This window comes from Mycobacterium sp. ML4 (genome assembly GCF_054515735.1).
This window is the reverse complement of sequence record NZ_JBTNSY010000003.1, coordinates 13337-29611: the sequence shown is the minus strand read 5'-3', so window position 1 is coordinate 29611 and position 16275 is coordinate 13337. Positions and strand designations below refer to the sequence as shown.

At 65.3% G+C, this 16275-nt stretch carries 17 protein-coding genes; 11 read left to right on the top strand and 6 right to left on the bottom strand.

The genetic code is table 11. The features are described 5' to 3' along the window. Positions 1-366 precede the first annotated feature (366 nt). From ACX9NE_RS03950 to ACX9NE_RS03940, 3 genes are all read left to right on the top strand, one after another. On the top strand, positions 367-531 hold the full coding sequence (locus ACX9NE_RS03950; protein WP_459360399.1) for a hypothetical protein: 165 nt from the start codon (positions 367-369) through the stop codon (positions 529-531). 164 nt (positions 532-695) lie between these two features. Further along, positions 696-1529: a DUF1206 domain-containing protein gene (locus tag ACX9NE_RS03945; protein WP_459360398.1), complete on the top strand. Its 834-nt coding sequence runs from the start codon at positions 696-698 to the stop codon at positions 1527-1529. 162 nt (positions 1530-1691) lie between these two features. After that, positions 1692-2495, top strand: a complete 804-nt coding sequence (locus tag ACX9NE_RS03940) for a crotonase/enoyl-CoA hydratase family protein (protein WP_459360397.1) — start codon at positions 1692-1694, stop codon at positions 2493-2495. Positions 2496-2569: 74 nt separating this feature from the next. Here the strand turns inward: ACX9NE_RS03940 and ACX9NE_RS03935 are convergent, their stop codons facing one another. Together ACX9NE_RS03935 and ACX9NE_RS03930 are read right to left on the bottom strand one after the other, a co-directional pair. Next, complete coding sequence (locus ACX9NE_RS03935) at positions 2570-3469, bottom strand: universal stress protein (protein ID WP_459360396.1); 900 nt, start codon at positions 3467-3469, stop codon at positions 2570-2572. A gap of 168 nt (positions 3470-3637) precedes the next feature. Continuing rightward, positions 3638-4108, bottom strand: coding sequence for a hypothetical protein (locus tag ACX9NE_RS03930; RefSeq protein WP_459360395.1), 471 nt, complete (start codon positions 4106-4108; stop codon positions 3638-3640). Positions 4109-4384: 276 nt separating this feature from the next. Between ACX9NE_RS03930 and ACX9NE_RS03925 the strand changes: the two genes are divergently transcribed. The 5 genes from ACX9NE_RS03925 (at position 4385) to ACX9NE_RS03905 (ending at position 8109) form a co-directional block, all read left to right on the top strand. Next, entirely contained in the window at positions 4385-4774 is a 390-nt protein-coding gene (locus ACX9NE_RS03925; protein ID WP_459360394.1) for a hypothetical protein, read from the top strand. Between the two features lie 224 nt (positions 4775-4998). Beyond that, positions 4999-6144: a peptidoglycan-binding protein gene (locus ACX9NE_RS03920; protein ID WP_459360393.1), complete on the top strand. Its 1146-nt coding sequence runs from the start codon at positions 4999-5001 to the stop codon at positions 6142-6144. A 150-nt stretch (positions 6145-6294) separates the two neighbouring features. Next, positions 6295-6450: a hypothetical protein gene (locus ACX9NE_RS03915; protein WP_459360392.1), complete on the top strand. Its 156-nt coding sequence runs from the start codon at positions 6295-6297 to the stop codon at positions 6448-6450. A gap of 86 nt (positions 6451-6536) precedes the next feature. Further along, positions 6537-7709, top strand: coding sequence for a triacylglycerol lipase LipY (gene lipY / locus ACX9NE_RS03910; protein ID WP_459360391.1), 1173 nt, complete (start codon positions 6537-6539; stop codon positions 7707-7709). Between the two features lie 184 nt (positions 7710-7893). Beyond that, entirely contained in the window at positions 7894-8109 is a 216-nt protein-coding gene (locus ACX9NE_RS03905; RefSeq protein WP_459360390.1) for a three-helix bundle dimerization domain-containing protein, read from the top strand. A gap of 231 nt (positions 8110-8340) precedes the next feature. On the opposite strand, the gene ACX9NE_RS03900 is transcribed toward ACX9NE_RS03905, so the two are convergent. Then, on the bottom strand, positions 8341-10101 hold the full coding sequence (locus tag ACX9NE_RS03900) for a serine/threonine-protein kinase (RefSeq protein ID WP_459360389.1): 1761 nt from the start codon (positions 10099-10101) through the stop codon (positions 8341-8343). Between the two features lie 73 nt (positions 10102-10174). Continuing rightward, positions 10175-10507, bottom strand: coding sequence for a hypothetical protein (locus ACX9NE_RS03895; protein ID WP_459360388.1), 333 nt, complete (start codon positions 10505-10507; stop codon positions 10175-10177). 289 nt (positions 10508-10796) lie between these two features. Between ACX9NE_RS03895 and ACX9NE_RS03890 the strand changes: the two genes are divergently transcribed. After that, positions 10797-11135: a hypothetical protein gene (locus ACX9NE_RS03890; protein WP_459360387.1), complete on the top strand. Its 339-nt coding sequence runs from the start codon at positions 10797-10799 to the stop codon at positions 11133-11135. A gap of 397 nt (positions 11136-11532) precedes the next feature. Here ACX9NE_RS03890 and ACX9NE_RS03885 read toward each other — a convergent pair whose 3' ends face one another. Beyond that, on the bottom strand, positions 11533-12306 hold the full coding sequence (locus ACX9NE_RS03885) for a peptidoglycan recognition protein family protein (protein ID WP_459360386.1): 774 nt from the start codon (positions 12304-12306) through the stop codon (positions 11533-11535). A 125-nt stretch (positions 12307-12431) separates the two neighbouring features. Here ACX9NE_RS03885 and lipY (ACX9NE_RS03880) point away from each other — a divergent pair, with 125 nt between their 5' ends. Continuing rightward, complete coding sequence (gene lipY, locus ACX9NE_RS03880) at positions 12432-13811, top strand: triacylglycerol lipase LipY (RefSeq protein WP_459360385.1); 1380 nt, start codon at positions 12432-12434, stop codon at positions 13809-13811. 8 nt (positions 13812-13819) lie between these two features. Here lipY (ACX9NE_RS03880) and ACX9NE_RS03875 read toward each other — a convergent pair whose 3' ends face one another. Continuing rightward, positions 13820-14683: a phytanoyl-CoA dioxygenase family protein gene (locus tag ACX9NE_RS03875; protein WP_459360384.1), complete on the bottom strand. Its 864-nt coding sequence runs from the start codon at positions 14681-14683 to the stop codon at positions 13820-13822. Positions 14684-14893: 210 nt separating this feature from the next. On the opposite strand from ACX9NE_RS03875, the gene ACX9NE_RS03870 reads away from it, so the two are divergent. Next, entirely contained in the window at positions 14894-16273 is a 1380-nt protein-coding gene (locus tag ACX9NE_RS03870; protein WP_459360383.1) for a serine hydrolase domain-containing protein, read from the top strand. Positions 16274-16275: the final 2 nt, after the last annotated feature.

The window sequence follows — 16275 nt, the reverse complement described above, 5'->3', positions numbered from 1 at the left end:
CTGGAGCTGCCAGCTACACCACAGCCGGTCAACATAGCGGATGCGAGTGCCGCGATTCGTCGGCGCATGTTCCGATCCCTCTCGTGGTTGGTCACCACAGCGTGCGCCTGACCCCTTGCGGAACTCTTGCGCGGGCCGGGAGGGTACCCGCCTGCCACTTATCTCGGGGTCGTCAAGATGGAAGTATCGGTTGACCCTGCCGCGCCAAGATCGGACGGCCGGGCCTCCCGAAAAGACCTCAAGTAGATCAGACGCATATCTTGGTCTTAACGTCGGACGACACCCGAAGGAGCCATCGGTGGCCGTGGAGTTCCGTTGACCGGAGACCGCCCCAATTGGGGCTGGGGGACCAAAGAGCCTGTGCCGATGTTCACCGAGGCCGAGATCCGCTCGGCCTGCAAGGACTTCGGGCTGCTGGACATTGACACGGACAGCGTCATCGAGAAACTCAACGAAAACCGTCAGAGCGAGCGAGATGCCGGGCGAGATCCAGGCGAAGGTGGCCCATCCGAACAAGACGCCGGGTTATAGCGCTCTTCGGGACCGGGGCTGTGCCAGATCGCATGGACGGCCGGCGCTCGCGATGCGCCTGTCGCCCGATGACAAACATGAATTGACGCGTGTACGTATCGCACGACCCCGCGGTGGGTAATTGCTTATTACACAGCCGTTCACTAGACGAAGGCGAGTATGCGATGAGCAGAGCTACTCTCGGCGCACAAGGATATGCGGGAGACGTCAGGTCTAGAGTCGCGCGGGCCGGCCTGATAGGCAAGGGAGCGCTGTACGTGCTCCTGGGTTTCCTGGCCATTAAGGTCGCTATGGGTCACAGCTCCTCGGCCGGCGCTAGTAAGACTGGGGCGATCCAGACGGTCGCGCAGGCGCCGTTCGGCAAGTTCCTGCTGATCGCCCTGACGGTGGCTTTGATCGCGTTAGTGGTGTGGAAATTCAGCCAGGCCGTCTCGGGTGATCCGATCGAAGGTTCCGACGGCAGCGATCGGGCCAAGTATGCGGGCAAGGGCGTTCTCTACAGCGGTGCGTCGCTGGCGTCGCTGTCGATTCTCATCGCGAACTGGGGCGGCGATGCCGGCGCGGTCCCCAGTGGTGGCGGCGGCGAAGGCCAGCAGCATGCTGCCGGGGTGGTCATGGGCCTGCCCGGCGGACGGTGGATCGTGCTGATCGTCGGCCTCGCCGCAATCGGCTTCGGTGGCTACGAAATCTACAAGCACGCCATCAATTGCGAGTTCATGAAGCGCACCGGAGCGCTGAGCCAGGACAAGCGAAAGGTCATCGAAGCGCTGGGCCGGGCGGGCTATGTGGGCAGCGGTCTGGTGGCCATCGGTATCGGCTTCTTCCTCGTCATCGCCGGCCTGACCTACGACCCGAAGCACGCCAAGGGATTGTCCGGGCTATTGGCCGAACTCGCCGGCCAGGGCTGGGGACAGGTGGTCCTCTGGCTGATCGCCGTCGGCCTGTTCGCCTACGGCTTGTTCTCGTTTGCCGAGGCGCGCTACCGCCTTGCCACCTAGCGCGGTCCCGGCCGGCGCCCTGATGTTCCAGCTTTCGCTCGCGCGAGTCTTGATCGCGTCCTGGGCAATTGAACATTGAATTCGTGGGGCGAGAAGATGGGGGGCAGTTGCCGTAGGCCGGCCGCACGAACGGCTCAGTCTGCCCGCGATAGATTGCTACCAATGAGCGAAGAAAGAGTCCGGGTGCGGATCGCCGACAACGGCGTGGCAACGGCAACGATGGTGCGCGCCGACAAGCACAATGCGCTCGACCAGGCGATGTTCGAAGGCTTGGTGGATGCCGCAGAGCAGCTGGCAGCTGATACTTCGGTCCGCGTGATCGTTCTGCACGGTGAGGGCAAGAGCTTCTGCTCTGGCTTGGACGTGGCAAGTTTCATGGGCGGCGAAGGTGGCACGGGCGTTCTGTTGACCCGCGACGAGGACCGGCCGGCGAATCTCGCCCAGCGCGTCAGCTACGACTGGTCGTTGGTCCCGGCGCCAGTCATCGCGTCGATCCACGGCAACTGCTTCGGCGGCGGTCTGCAGATCGCGCTCGGCGCGGACATCCGGATCGCCGCGCCGGACGCGAAGTTGAGCATCATGGAGATCAAGTGGGGACTCGTTCCCGACATGGGTATCACGCAGACGCTGCCGAGACTTCTACCGATCGACGTCGCGAAAGAGTTGACGTTCACTGGCCGCGTCGTTTCCGGCAGCGAGGGTTGCGAGCTCGGGTTGATCACTCGGACGGCGGCGGATCCGCTGTCTGCGGCGCTGGCGCTCGCGGGCGAGATCGCAATGAAGTCACCGGATGCCGTCCGTGCCGCGAAGCGCCTGTACAACGAAACCTGGTTGAGCAACGACCCCGTAGCTGCTCTCGCGCGCGAAACGGTTCTGCAAACCGGGCTCATCGGGACGCCCAACCAGATCGCTGCCGTGGTCGCTGGGATATCTGGGGAGCGGCCGGTTTTCGCTGACCCCGCTTAGCGATTCGGTAGCGTCTGCGCCCCATCTTGTAGATGCCGTCAACACCTTCCGCAGCCCAGCCGCAACGGCCGCCGTCAGGACTGACGCGCCACGATCACCGGGACGCTAGCCCTGTTGACGGCCGCCGCCCCTACCGATCCCAGCAACTTGCCGCGGAACCAGCTGCAGCCATGGCTGCCGACCACAAGCAATTGCGCCTGCTTGGACGCCTGGACCAGACAACGTGCCGGATCGCCGATCTCGATCGTGCGACGGATCGCCACGTCGGGATAGCGTTCGTGCCAACCCGCCAGACGTTCAGCCAGGCTCTCCTCTTCCTGGGATAGCTGAGCGTCCCATCTGGAATCCTGGAACAATCCCCGGGAGCCGGAAACCCAGGCATCGATCCAGGCGTGCAAGGCCACGAGTCCGACACCTCGTCGCGAGGCTTCCTCGAATGCAATAGCAGTCGCCGCTTCCGATGCCGGGGAACCGTCGATACCCACCAGCACCGGCGCCTGTGCCGCATTGCCGACCATGGTTTGGTCGTCGTGAACCACGGCGACTGGGCAATGCGCATGGTAGACCAACGCCGAACTCACCGAGCCCAGGCCGCGACGGGCGGAAACGCCGCCATGTCCGCGGTAGCCGACCACGACCATCTCCACATCTGCGGAGAGGCCGACGAGCGTCGGGATGGTGGACGAATTGAACACCTTGGTGACGATCTGCACTTGACCGCACCCATCAGTGCTCTCCTCGGCGATCCTGATCGCCGTCTCGGTGAAATCGCGTGCCCGTTGTTGCTGCCATTGCCTGAAGCCGGCCGGCGCGGCGACCCCGAACCACTCCGGTAAGGGGGCGTCGGAAATGTGGACCAGAGTCAGTGGCACATTCCGAAGCACGGCGTCGCGGGCTGCCCACCGGACGGCGCCCAGTGCCGCCGCTGAGCCATCAACGCATACCAAGATCGCGCCACGTGGTGGTTGCCACATTTCAGTTCTTTTCTGATCGGCTACTTACCCACCCGCAGCATCAGCCAGCGAGGCCGTGACCATCAGGGCCGAAGAGATGCAAGCAAAAGGACCAAAGGCACTGATTGACGCCCGACGTGCTCTGGCCACGCGGCGGCGCTTGAGGCCGCGGCGTGAGGCGTCGGCGCGCTACCAGAGCACCCCATGATCTTTCGACAAAATGAACCCGTGATTGCCTTCGGTGTGGCAGTGCACGGCTCCCTGGTTGTCGACCGCGCAGGCGGCGCCCATCGCCTGCACCCGATACCCGGCGGGCAGCACGGGGAAGTCGCGGGTGAATGTCCTGGTGTCCGAATGGCGGTATTGGGCCGCATGTGTGGCGTCGGCGAAGGTCTGGTTGGTTCCCGGTGGGGCGTCGGCGGGCACCGCGTCACAGCCGATGGGCCCGCCGTTGGGCGCGATGCCGCATGACCGCCCATCAGGCGTCGTGAAATAGAACCAGGAGAAGGACGAGGAACTGTAGGTGCCCGACGCCAGCGGATAACTGTCGAGGTTATCTACCGGTGCGGTGTTGTCATCCCCCGGTGTGGCGACCGCCGGCGCGACCGAAATTACCATCGCACCCAGGGTGGCCAGCACCCCGAACCGCCGAGACCGCATCCGCTGACCCTATGCGGTCGCGGCGTAGGTGCATCGCGGTCTAATGGCCCACAGGCCAGGGGCCAAAGTCTCTGATCGCGGACTGCGCGGGTGCCGATACTAGAAGACCTGATGCCCGCACACTCGTTTGGCAGCGTTGCCGTCGTGTTGGCTGCGCTCGTGCTTGCGGGCTGCGGCTCGACACCGGGTCAGCCGGTCGTCGCGCGCCCAACGATAGCCAGTGGGCCACCTAGCACCACCACCTCGCGGGATCAACCTGGCCCGAGCCTGCCGCCGATGAGGCACTTCCGGATCGGTGGTGACAGCTACGGGCCGGTGCAGGACTGCCACGTCGTCGACGCCGCGGTCACCTGCACAGCGAGTTGGGACCAGCCGTATCAAGCGGATACGTACACCGGAAGCTTCACCGGCACGTTGTCCGGGATGGTGATGACGGGCACCTGGACGACGCATCAGACCGGCCGCGACGCGAACGATCCACGCTGCTTGTGGCAGACAGAGACGTCTGTGCCGAGCACCTTTCAATTCAGCCTGGACGGAAGCGTGGTGGACCACTCCGGTCCAGGGCAGTGGCGGACAATCCACAGCGGTAGTTGTTCGGGGGAAGAGTCCGGCACGAGCTCGGCCTCGCAGGGCGGTCCTGTCGCCTGGAAAGTGCTCGATTAGAGAGCGAAATTCCGTTGTAAAGCAACAATTTTCGAACGCGATTCAAGTTATGACTTTCGGCCCTATCGACGTGTTCGGTTGAGTGCTGTGATCGAACAATCCCTTAGGGGCGGGTGGCAAAGCTCATGAGCGATAGTCGAAGTCGCTGTTGACGAGGGGGCCGCCGCCAAGTACTCCGGCCGCTTCGGCGGGCTTTCGTCGTAGCAACGAGGCAGGAGATCCACATGGCAAATGATGCGAATGGACAGTGGATCGGCCTGGGCGTCGGCGACACCGACCGCCCTGACACACCGCGCAACGCTCCGAACTGGGACGCGATCAGCCTGCTGACGACCAAACTGCACGACAAATATCAGTGGGCGCGCGAGCTCGGAGTGGTGACCCAACCGACTTACGACGAACCCGTGGCCCGCGCCGTCGAGCAATTCTGTCAGCGAACCGGGCTACCGGTCATCCGCGACCCGAGTGGCCGTGCCGTCGCCAATCTCGCTGTCCGGCAACGGCTCGGCAGTTACCCGCCGCCCGGTGCCGACGACAGGGTGCGGTCAAGTTCGGCTCCTGTCCTGCCGATCATGTTCACCGTCGAGGGGCACAAGTCGGACATGTTCTACGGGCCGGTGGCTGACACGGCCACCCAGCTGGAAGGCGAGGGGCTCTGTCGCCACCAGCCGATCGGCTACAACAACGCTGCCGTCCCGTTCGACAACGCAAGCGCAGAGAACGAACTCGCGCGCCTGGTCGGGGCGACCGTGATGGACAACGGCGTGCCGTTTCCGGCGGGCACCAAGTGGGTGCTTGGAATCTTCAGTCAGGGTGCCATCGTGGGCTTCGATTTCTGGACGGACCACCTCGCACCAGGCAAGCCGCTCGAGTGGCGTGAGGCCGACCTGCTCGGCGTGCTGGCTTACGGCAACCCGTGCCGCCAAACCGACAGCATTGCTCCCTGGGCCGAGGGCTGGATCACCAGGCGAGGAACGCACGGCCTGGATCCCTACCGGCGGTTCGGCCTGCCGGGGTTCCCGGTGCGGCCGGACAATTGGATGGACGTCTACCGCGAAGGCGACATCTTCGCGGAGAACGGTGACGACGACGCCAGCAACGCGAAGGCTGCGGTGTACCAGGCCGTCGCGCGTGGCGACTTTTTTTCGGACCCGATCTCGTTGGCCTTCCAGATCAGCACGCTGTTCAGTAGGCCACTGAAAGAAATCTGGGCGATCGTCGATGCGATCATTTCCGGCGTGGTGTTCCTGAAGGACAAACCGAACCCGCACTACTCGCCATACGACATCAGCGGCGGGGTGAACTGGGTCCGAAGCCTGCTTACGGCCCGTCTGCCGGTACCGGCAACAGCCGCAGCGGCTCACGCGTGACGTCTGCTTTCAGAAGGGGCAGAAGCTGGCATCGAAATTCGCGGCGCCGAAGACCGATCGTGATCGTCGAGGACAACACGAGACGATCTCCGGTTCGCGCATGCTATGTGGCTGCTCCCGGCGCCCAGAGGTGACGAGACAATAACCGCTATGGACCCCGAAACTCCGCCACCCGCCGCGCCGAAGCCATCGCAGCCGCACGTCACGCGCGAGGACCTGGAGAGGTTCGGCGACGAGGACCTGATGCGCCGGGCATCGAATGATGAATGGTTGCGCGACGAGGCACCACCACACCACGGCAGTTAGCCGGAGGTTTCGGGCAATTCCGCTTCGTGACGCCGCGGCGGCGTCATAAGCTCCGCTAATCGGGCGATCGAAGGTGGAGCGGCGCTGTGTCATATGTTCTTGCGGTACCAGACGTGATGTCCGGCGCGGCCACGGATGTGGCCTCGATAAGTTCGGCGGTCGCGGCGGCAAACCAGAGCGTCGCGAGCGCCACCACCGAGGTATTCGCCGCGGCGCAAGATGAGGTGTCAGCAGCGATCGCGGCCTTCTTCTCCGCCCACGGCCAGGGCTATCAGGTACTCAGCGCCCAGGCGGCGGCATTTCATCACCGGTTCGCACAGGCAATGACCGATGCCGTCGGGGCCTACGCGGCCGCTGAGGCGACCGGCGCTGCGCCCCTGGCGGCCTTCGAGCGCGCCGTGCTCGGTGTTCAACAGGAAATCCTGCAGATCCCTACCGCTCTGGCCACCGGACTCACCTCGTTGACCTCGGTGCAGGGTTCTCCTCTGCTGGCATTGCTGGCCAGCGATCTTCCGCCACTGTCGTGGTTCCTGGGCAACTCACCGCCGCCATTGCTGAATTTGCTGTTGGGTCAGACTGTTCAGTACACCTCCTATGAGGGGATGAGCGTCGTCCAGATCACGCCCGCCCATCCCACCGGCGAATACGTCGTCGCCCTGCACGGTGGTGCGTTCATATTCCCGCCGTCCTTCTTTCACTGGATCAACTACTCGGTGACGGCGTACCAGACGGGCGCGACTTTTGAAGTGCCGATTTATCCGTTGCTGCAGCAGGGCGGTACGGCAACCACGGTCGTGCCCCGAACGGCCGGTCTGATCTCCTCGCTGATCAATGAACACGGAGTGCAGAACGTGAGCGTGGTGGGTGACTCCGCGGGCGGGAACCTCGCGCTGGCGGCCGTGCAGTATCTGGTCGGCCACGGCCAGCCCGTGCCTTCGTCGATGGTGTTGCTGTCGCCGTGGTTGGACGTGGGCACCGGGGGACTCGGTGCGGTCTGGGCAGGCGGTCTTGCCACAAACAATCCGATGGTGAGTCCGCTGTACGGGTCGGTGACCGGGGTCCCGCCGACCTACGTCTACTCCGGCGGGCTCGATTCGCTTGCGCAGCAAGCAGCTTTGCTGCAGCAAGCCGCCGTGAGCCAGGGGGCTCCGATGAGTTTCTTCCAGGAGAACCTCGGCATCCACGACTGGGTTCTGCTCACTCCGGCGGGTGTGCCGTACTGGCCGCAGATCAACCGGCAGCTGGGCATCGCAGCCTGAGCGATCTGGTCGAGTAGCAATATATCCGCCTGTTGCCGTCGGCGGCTGCGGCGTATCCGGGCTACACCATGGGAATGGTTCGCACGCAGCGCCTTTGACCGCACGACCCGCCTGGCCGCCTGGCGGTCGTCGCCCGTTCACTTTGTGTTTGACGAAATGTCACCCCGTCAGGGATCCTCTCAGAGTGATCAAGCATGGGCGCAGCGAGCAGACACTGATCGCCGATATCGAATATCGCTTGACCAAGCAGTTCCCTCACGTCCAGCCGGAAATCCTTGAGGCCGTGGTCCGTGAAGAGCATTCGCGATTCCGGGGGAGCCGCATCCGCGACTTTGTTCCGCTGCTGGTGGAGAAGCATGTGCGCCGGCTACTGAGCGCCGCCGCCGTTTCGGAGCGCTGACGCAGCACGTCCGGGCGCGATCTGCCGTCACGTGCCGCGCGGGCCAGCGGACCGACGCCTCGCCGGGCCGCTTCGTCGAAAGCGATCGCCGTCGCTGTTTCGCAGCACTTCAGTTCATTCCTGATCTGCCCCTCCTGGGAGGATCACCCGGGACAGCCGCGGAGGATAGGGCCGGAGTGAGGCAAGCCCGAGGGCCAAAGGCACCGGCGGTCCCGAGCACGGGCCGTGCCGTTAACCCGCTGCCTGCAGTGTGATGTCGGAGAGTTCCGTCCGGCTCTGGCCGTTGGTGGTGCCCAGGGTGGAGATCCACACCAGCACATTGGAGGTCTTGGTCCGGTTCTGCACCGCTATGCGGTTGTGTCCCGGCTGCAGTGACGCGGTCGGGGCCAGTTCCGTGGTGTCGGACAATCTCGCCGGATTCTCGGTGGGCGACGAACGGATCTGCACCTGGGTTCCCGTGCTGGGCACGTCAACCGTCACCGCGCTCAAAGCGGTCGGTTCGGACAAGTGCAGCATCAACCCCATCCCCTGGATGAATCTCGGGAAAGGGACGGCATCGGTATAGGTCACGGTGGACCACCCCGTATTGGGGTTGCCATCGATCGCCAGCTTCGCGTCCTGCGGATTGTCGGGAGCTCCGTCGGGAGAGAACACCGTCGCGCTGACCGGCTTCACCATCGGTCCGGGGCGCGTGGGGCGATCGAAAGCGTGGGTGAAATACAGCACCGCACCGGCGGCCAGCGCGATCACGGCGAGTGCGGCGACTGCGGCGAGAATCCAGCCCTTGTTGCGTTTCGGGGCGGGGGCTCGCGGTGGCACATCGCGTACCGGCTCACGATGACGTCGAGCTACCGCTGAAACATTGACGACCTTGTCGGCGTCGAGCAGGTCGCCGTCCCAGGTGCCGCTGACCTCGACGTCATCCCCATCCGCGAGCTGGCCGGGTGCGAGGTCAGTCTGGATCTCGACCGGAAGCAGACCGGGCATGTCCTCCAACGGTTCGTGCGGGACTAAGTGGAAGGACAGGGTTCCGGCCTCGTTATCGGCGCCGACCGCGATCGACTTGACCCCGCGCGCAGTGCCGGTCAGGACCAGACGCTCCAGACGCTGCGTCGCCGGACGTACCTCCGAACTGCGGCCCGGCGCCTGCGAGCTGGATCCCGCACCCGTGAGCGCGCGAGCGAAGTCCGCGCACGTCGGGTATCGGTCATTCGGGTTCTTGGCCAGCGCCCGCGCCATGACGGCGTCCAAATGTGCGAGCTCTGGCCGGCGCAGCGATATCCGCGGCGGCGGCGAATTGAGGTGGTGGCTGAGCACGACCGCGCGATTCGAATCCTGAAAGGGTGGGGCGCCCGTCAACAAGAAGTACGTGGTAGCAGCCAGCGCATACTGGTCCGCCCGGCCGTCGAGCGGCTTGCCGAGGAGTTGCTCCGGGGCCACGTAGCTGATGGTTCCCACGGCCACGTTGGCCTCGGTGAGGTTGCTGACATCATCGATGCGGCGAGCGATGCCGAAGTCGGTCAGCAGCACCCTGCGGCGGGGCCCCCCGGCGGCGGTCACCAGGATGTTCTCCGGCTTGACGTCGCGGTGGAGCAGGCGGCGATCATGACCGAAGTCGAGTGCATCCGCCACGGCCGTCACAATTTCCGCCACGTCGTGTTCGGGCATGCCGTCCGGGTAGCGGTCCCGAACCAGCTCGCCCGCATCCATGCCGTCCACGTACTCCATCGAGATCCAGAGCCGGCCGTTGAACTCGCCACGGTCGAGAACCCCGACGATATGCGGGTGCCACAGCGTCGCCGCGAGTTCCGCCTCGCGTTTGAATCTCGCCCGGAACTCTTGGTCACCGGTCGCGGCCAGGGACAAGACCTTCAGCGCGTCGTGACGCGGCAGGCGAGGGTGTTGGGCGAGGTAGACCTCGCCCATCCCGCCCGTGCCGAGCATGCGCTCGATCACGTAGCCAGCGAAGACCTCGCCGTTTTTGAACGGCATGCCCGAAAGCCTACAAACCGGCACGGCGGGGGAGCGAATCTCGCACTCCGGAGCAGGCGCCGGCCAGCGGCGATCATTCAGCCGGCGGCTTGGCGTCGGCCTGCTTGTGCAGCGTCTCGTTTGCGCTGCTCACCACGCTCCGGATGAACTCGTACTGGGTTTTGACGAGCTTGTCCGCCATGTCCAGAGCGGCGTCCACGATGGTGTTGCGCCGTGACGGGTGGTCGTCGCCGTGCCCGGGCATCGACTCTTCGACCGTGCCGACGAACTTGCGCACGGCGTCGATGGCCGCCCGCTGTCCGGATTCCACCGACTTGAGGACTTCGTCAGACAGGCCGGCTGCTCGTTCGCTCAGGTCCGACGCTCGTTCCGCAACGGTCTTCTTCTCGGTGTCTGTCTCTGCCATGATGGCTCCTCCCGGTTGATGCAGATCAGCATGCGCTCCTGATTGAGCCTGCTGTAGGGCCAATGGTCCCCGGCCGCGAGCCGGCGAGGTGCTGGTGAAACTGGTGCTCCTGCGGTCAGAGTTATCTGTGCGACCTGAGAGCCCTCGCGGTGTCACGAAGGAGATGTCCACCGACGGCACCTCGGGTATCAGCGTCTGACGGCGGTGACCCAGTTGGGCACCTTCGCCGAGTACCTGGTGGCCGCGGAGTCCTTGCGATATCCCGCTGCATTTCGGCGCTACCCATGTCGTGGCCGCCGTCGACGAGGCGGGTCCGCTGGGGCGGAGACTGACCAGCGGGGTGATGGCCGACCGGGTGGTGCTGACCCCCCGTGTGGTGCCGACGGATTTGCTGCCGCCGGCGACCATGTTGCCGCGAAGGCGGCACCTGCGTGCTGACCTCGCTCGGCCGCTACGACGAGTTGCCGGTGTCGCTGTGCTCAACGACATGGTGTTGTCGGCACGGCAACTCAAGCGTGTGCTCGGCGGCGGCATGAATCCACGCGCCGCCATGCCGATGCTGTTGTCGGCTCGGCAGATCAACGAGGCGGTCGACGATATGCGACAAGGCGAAACATGCGGGGCCTGATCGCTCTCAGTGACGGTCACGGTGCTTCGCCGGACGGTGCGGCGAGCGTGAAAGCCGTTGGCATCGTTGCGATTGCACACATCGGCCTCCTGAGGCTACTGCCGTCAACCTTGGACAGCGAAACGCCCGCCACGGTATTCGTGTTGCGCATGACTTCCAGTTGGAAGGGTCAGACGCCAACAACGCGTAGTCGCCCGGGCACCAACGCATTCCGGGGCCGTGGTAGCACCCGGTTCGCGGGCGTGGCGGTACCGGCGGGGCCGATGCGCGTCAATGCAGCGACATCCGAGGGCAGTGTTCCGGCAATGATCCGCGGAGCGGTCCGAGAGGGTTTCGCCGCGGTCCTTTCGGCGTTGTCCGGACGACGGTACTGCCGGCTGTTCGCGGAATTCTTGCGTCAGTTACCGGCTTCGATCGCCGCGACCCGTGCCGCCCCCTCGGTTCCGCACAACGGCTGCAGGTCCACTCCGCCGGTGGCCAGGAGATCGTCGATACGACGCTTGAGCTCGCCCGACGAAAGGTAGGCGTACAGGTTCTTGCCGGGGCACGAGGTCTGGGCGAGATCGCGGTGGCCCGCCAAAGTGTTCGTCGAGATGCCGTACCTGGCCGCAGCCCAGGCGAACACGCTTGCAGCTCCTTGAACTTGGGCTTCCGGCACCACTTCCCGGTCGAAGTCGCCTTCGCAGATAACGAGAAAGTGGCCGGTCGTGTTGTAGTCGGTGGCCGTGTCGCCCGCGATCTCGGGCCGGCGCAGTTGGTAGATGTTGCCGTTGCCGTCGACACCGAAGTGATAGGCGATGTCGATCCAGCCCAGCGTGTCCTGGTGGTACCGCTGGTCTGCCCGGAAGCGCGCTGGAGCATTGCGGTTGTCGCCCAGGGCAACTGCGGCGTGATGCAGCGTCATGCGAATGATGGTCTGGGGTGTCCCGCCGGGCATGGCGGGACGGGCGCCCCACGCATCGCGGCAGAGCATGGATTTCGGGACGGCCCGCTGCGCTGCAGAGGTTGACGAAGGTGTGGAGACGCTGGGGACGGACGACGTGCTTGACTGCACCGGCGCCGGGTCCGCGGCGGTTCTGCCGGTGCACGCGCCGACCGTGGCCGTCAAGCCGAGGCCGCCGGCCAGCGACAGCAGCCGCCGGCGGCTGACGGAATCCGCATCACTGTCCATGGGCTAACGATAGATTCGCGCGATTCGACTCGTGGGCCGGCCGCGACGGCATAAGCTTCGGCTATTCGGCAATCGTTTCTGGCTGGGCAACGTGGGGGTTGTCCGTAGGGGGAGGGTTGAGCGCAATGTCATCCGTTTTTGCGTTGCCCGAGGTGATGACCACCGCGACCACGGATGTGGTTTCGATCGGCTCGGTGGTCGCGACGGCGAACCGGGACGTGGCCAGTGCTACCACGGCGGTACTGGCCGCTGCCGAGGACGAGGTGTCAGCGGCGATCGCGTCGCTGTTCTCCGGCCACGGGCAGAGCTATCAGATGCTCAGCGCCGAGGTAGCGGTCTTCCACGAGCGGTTCGTGCAGGCACTGGGCGGCGCCGGCGGGGCCTATGCCGCCGCCGAGTCGGCCAATGCCACGCTGCTGCATTCCGTCGAGTCCCTAGCCCTCGAAATTCAGCAGGCCCCCGCCGCATTGGCCGGCGGATTCAACCGGCTGGCCGACGAGGTGATCACCGGGATCTTCGGAGCACCGGCCGCCCCGCCGTTCGCGGCGGACCAGACCGGCACCTTCACCGGCGCGCCGTCGCTGATCACCAGGCTCGAAGAGGCTGCGATCTACCCGGTGAAACCGCTGCTGAGCATCTCCGGACTCGAGCCGCAGCTGTCGATGACGGGTTCGCCGATTCTGTCCCTACTTGCCAGCGACGTGCCGCCGCTATCGTGGTTCATCGGCAACTCCCCGCCGCCTTTCCTGAACCTGCTGCTGGGTGAGACGGTCTCGTACACCACCTCCAACGGTATGAGCGTCGTCCAGATCACGCCGGCACATCCGACCGGCGAATACGTGGTCGCCATCCACGGCGGCGCGTTCATCTTGCCGCCGTCGTTCCTGCATTGGATCCACTACTCGGTGATGTCCTACCAGACCGGTGCCACCGTTCAGGTGCCGATCTACCCGCTGCTGCAGCAGGGAGGTACCGCCGGCCTGGTGGTCCCGGCGATGGCCAACCTCATCTCCGAGCAGGTCGCCCTGCACGGGCCGGCCAACGTCAGCGTGATCGGCGACTCCGCGGGCGGCAACCTCGCGCTGGCGGCCAGCCAATTCATCGTCGGCAATGGGCTTCACCAGCCGGGGTCGATGGTGCTGCTCTCTCCCTGGCTGGATGTGTCGATGACCAACCCGAACATCGCACTGGTTCAGGATCCCCTGCTCCCGCTGGGCCCCGCACAGCAGATCGGCAGGGCCTGGGCGGGTGGCCTTCCGATCAATGACTATCGGGTGAGTCCGTTGTATGGGTCCTTGACCGGACTCCCGCCGACGTATGTCTATTCCGGCAACCTCGACTTGCTTTCAGCTGACACGCTGCGTCTCAAGTCATTGGCCGATGCCGCCCACGCCCCGTTCAACTTCGTCCTAGCCAACGGCCAGATCCATGACTGGATCATTCTCACACTCGACGGTCCCCAGTACTGGCCGCAGATCAACCAGGAACTCGGTATCGCGGCCTGATCGGGCGGCTATTGGTCTTGCTCAATTCCCAACAGCCGCAACGGATGGAGTCCGTCGACGGCTCCGACGAACGGGGGGTGGATGCTGTAGCCGAGCAAGCGGCGGATGTCGTCGGAGACCGCCCGTGCGATGTCGCGCGACACCGACAAGGTGAACGCCTCCATCGGTCGCAGCCACGGCTGGCAGTACTGGGCGGTGACGGCCAGCCGGTCGCCGGCAGACGTGTTCGCCCCGCCGCCGTGCCACAGCGTGCCCACGAAAAAGACGCACGAGCCTGCGGGCATCACGACCGGCACAGCCCGATCACCGGGGCCCGGACGACGCTTACCCCAGCGGTGGCTTCCCGGTATCACCACGGTGGCGCCGTTGTCGGCGGTGAAGTCGTCGATCGCCCAGATCGTCGCCGCCGCCAACGGCTCCCGCGGCCGCGGAATCGGATAGAAGCCGTCGTCATGATGCGCCAGCTGCGCGGTCTCGCCGGGCTGAATGTTGATGGCCTGCAGAGCCGAGAGCAGGTAGTTGGGCATCAGCAAGCGATCCAGCACCGCCAACACCCGCGGATTGTCGACGAGCCGGTCGCATACCCGCGTTCGGCTGAGCACGCTGTAGATCCGCTGAGTGCGCCGCCCCTCGAAGGAGTTGCGCCCGGTATGCCCCAGCCATGGGCGCACCACGTCCCGAATCTCCCGAATCTGCTCGGCGCTGATCAGGTTCTCCCAGATGACGTAGCCGTCGCGGGCCAGTGCCGCCAGGTCGGCCTCGATGAGTGCGATGTCAACCGAGCTGCCACCGCTGGGTGTCGACCGGTACCGGCGGGCCAGATCGCCGCGCAGGTCCTCCAGAGTGGTGACGGACTCTTCGTCGATATCCATGGCTCCGTGTCCTTCGGCTAGTACTGCTGACCACATTAAGCTGAGATGTGCTCCATATCCGTGAACGCGGGGAATCACGTGAACCGTAGGGCCATCGCAGCCGCGGCTGTGGTGCTTGCGCTCGCGGCTGGGTGTTCGCCCGGGCCGCAAACGCACACTGCCGTGAGCGACGCTCGGCGTCCGATGCAGGCGCCCAGCCCCCTCGCAGCCATGCCTGCGCAGTTGCCGGAGATGGCCAACGCCCCGGCCTTCGCCACCGTCTCCACGCTGATCACGGATGCGATCGCGGCGGACAAGCTGCCCGGTGCGGTGGTCGAGATCGGGCACGGCGGCGCGGTCGCGTTCCACCAGGCCTACGGCCTGCGCAAGCACGCCGGCGAATCCGGCTTGGACGGATTGCCGGCGCCCGCCGAGCCGATGACCGAGGACACCATCTTCGATCTGGCTTCGTTGACGAAGAGCCTCGCCACCGCAACGGTGGTCATGCAGCTGTATGAACGGGGCAAGGTGCAGTTCGACGATCCAGTGCAGCAGTATCTGCCGGACTTCAACGCGGCAAACGATCCGCGGCGCGCGAAGGTGACCGTTCGGATGTTGCTCACCCATACCTCAGGGGAGCCGGGTGACGTCGAACTCAAGGATCCGTGGGGACTGAACGGGCCCGACAAGGAAGAAGGAATTCACCGAGCGCTCACCGCGCCGCTGCAGTCGGGTCCCGGCGAGGGATTTCGCTACTCCGACATCAACTTCATTTTGCTGGGTGCGCTGAGTGAGACGGTCACCGACGAGGCGCTGGACACCTACGCGCAACAGCATGTATTCGCACCGCTCGGCATGGAAGACACGCGTTTCCTTCCCGCGGCCAAAGTCTGTGGTCCGCACACGACGCACGGATCTGCGGTTGCCTGGGCTCCTGCGACCGAACCGGGACCGATCACTTGTACGGCCGGTACCTGGAGTAGGGGCCTCTTGCCGCGCATCGCGCCAACGGCACGCGATGAAGAGAGCAGAGCCGACCCGGGCCGCAATCCCGACATCGATCGCCTGCTTCGGGGCACGGTGCACGACACAACGGCGCGGCGGATGGGCGGGGTTGCCGGCCACGCCGGCTTGTTCTCCACCGCACACGATGTCAGCGTGTTCGCCCAAGCCCTGCTGGACCGGCTCGGCGGTCGGCCGAGCGAATTTCCGCTATTGCAAACGACTTTGCAGTTGATGACGACGCCCCAGCAGCCGGGGCACCGAACTCAGCAAATCGACGCGGCGAACGACGCGGCGCGAAAAGCGCTGGCGCAGCGGCCGAACCCGGTACACCCGCTGCTCGCTCCGCGTTATCCGGCGATCGCCGGACAGAACCTGCGCGGCTTCGGCTGGGACATCGACACCGGCCAGTCCAGCCCGCGGGGCGTGGTCTTCCCGATCGGCAGCTTCGGGCACACCGGCTTCACCGGGACCTCGTTGTGGATAGACCCGGGCTCCGATACCTACGTGGTGCTGCTCTCCAACTCGATCCATACGCGGGGAAGCCCGCCGCTGTTGAATCTTCGGGGCGAGGTCGCGACGGCGGCGGCACAGGCGCTGGGTCTCTGAAT

Coding starts and splice junctions, on each gene's coding strand:
- ACX9NE_RS03920 (WP_459360393.1), top strand. CDS start 4,999: ATGGCAAATGATGCGAATGGACAGTGGATCGGCCTGGGCGTCGGCGAC.
- ACX9NE_RS03875 (WP_459360384.1), bottom strand. CDS start 14,683: ATGGATATCGACGAAGAGTCCGTCACCACTCTGGAGGACCTGCGCGGC.
- ACX9NE_RS03950 (WP_459360399.1), top strand. CDS start 367: ATGTTCACCGAGGCCGAGATCCGCTCGGCCTGCAAGGACTTCGGGCTG.
- ACX9NE_RS03930 (WP_459360395.1), bottom strand. CDS start 4,108: ATGCGGTCTCGGCGGTTCGGGGTGCTGGCCACCCTGGGTGCGATGGTA.
- ACX9NE_RS03940 (WP_459360397.1), top strand. CDS start 1,692: ATGAGCGAAGAAAGAGTCCGGGTGCGGATCGCCGACAACGGCGTGGCA.
- ACX9NE_RS03915 (WP_459360392.1), top strand. CDS start 6,295: ATGGACCCCGAAACTCCGCCACCCGCCGCGCCGAAGCCATCGCAGCCG.
- ACX9NE_RS03895 (WP_459360388.1), bottom strand. CDS start 10,507: ATGGCAGAGACAGACACCGAGAAGAAGACCGTTGCGGAACGAGCGTCG.
- ACX9NE_RS03935 (WP_459360396.1), bottom strand. CDS start 3,469: ATGTGGCAACCACCACGTGGCGCGATCTTGGTATGCGTTGATGGCTCA.
- ACX9NE_RS03870 (WP_459360383.1), top strand. CDS start 14,894: ATGCCTGCGCAGTTGCCGGAGATGGCCAACGCCCCGGCCTTCGCCACC.
- lipY (WP_459360385.1), top strand. CDS start 12,432: ATGTCATCCGTTTTTGCGTTGCCCGAGGTGATGACCACCGCGACCACG.
- ACX9NE_RS03885 (WP_459360386.1), bottom strand. CDS start 12,306: ATGGACAGTGATGCGGATTCCGTCAGCCGCCGGCGGCTGCTGTCGCTG.
- ACX9NE_RS03900 (WP_459360389.1), bottom strand. CDS start 10,101: ATGCCGTTCAAAAACGGCGAGGTCTTCGCTGGCTACGTGATCGAGCGC.
- ACX9NE_RS03925 (WP_459360394.1), top strand. CDS start 4,385: ATGAGGCACTTCCGGATCGGTGGTGACAGCTACGGGCCGGTGCAGGAC.
- ACX9NE_RS03945 (WP_459360398.1), top strand. CDS start 696: ATGAGCAGAGCTACTCTCGGCGCACAAGGATATGCGGGAGACGTCAGG.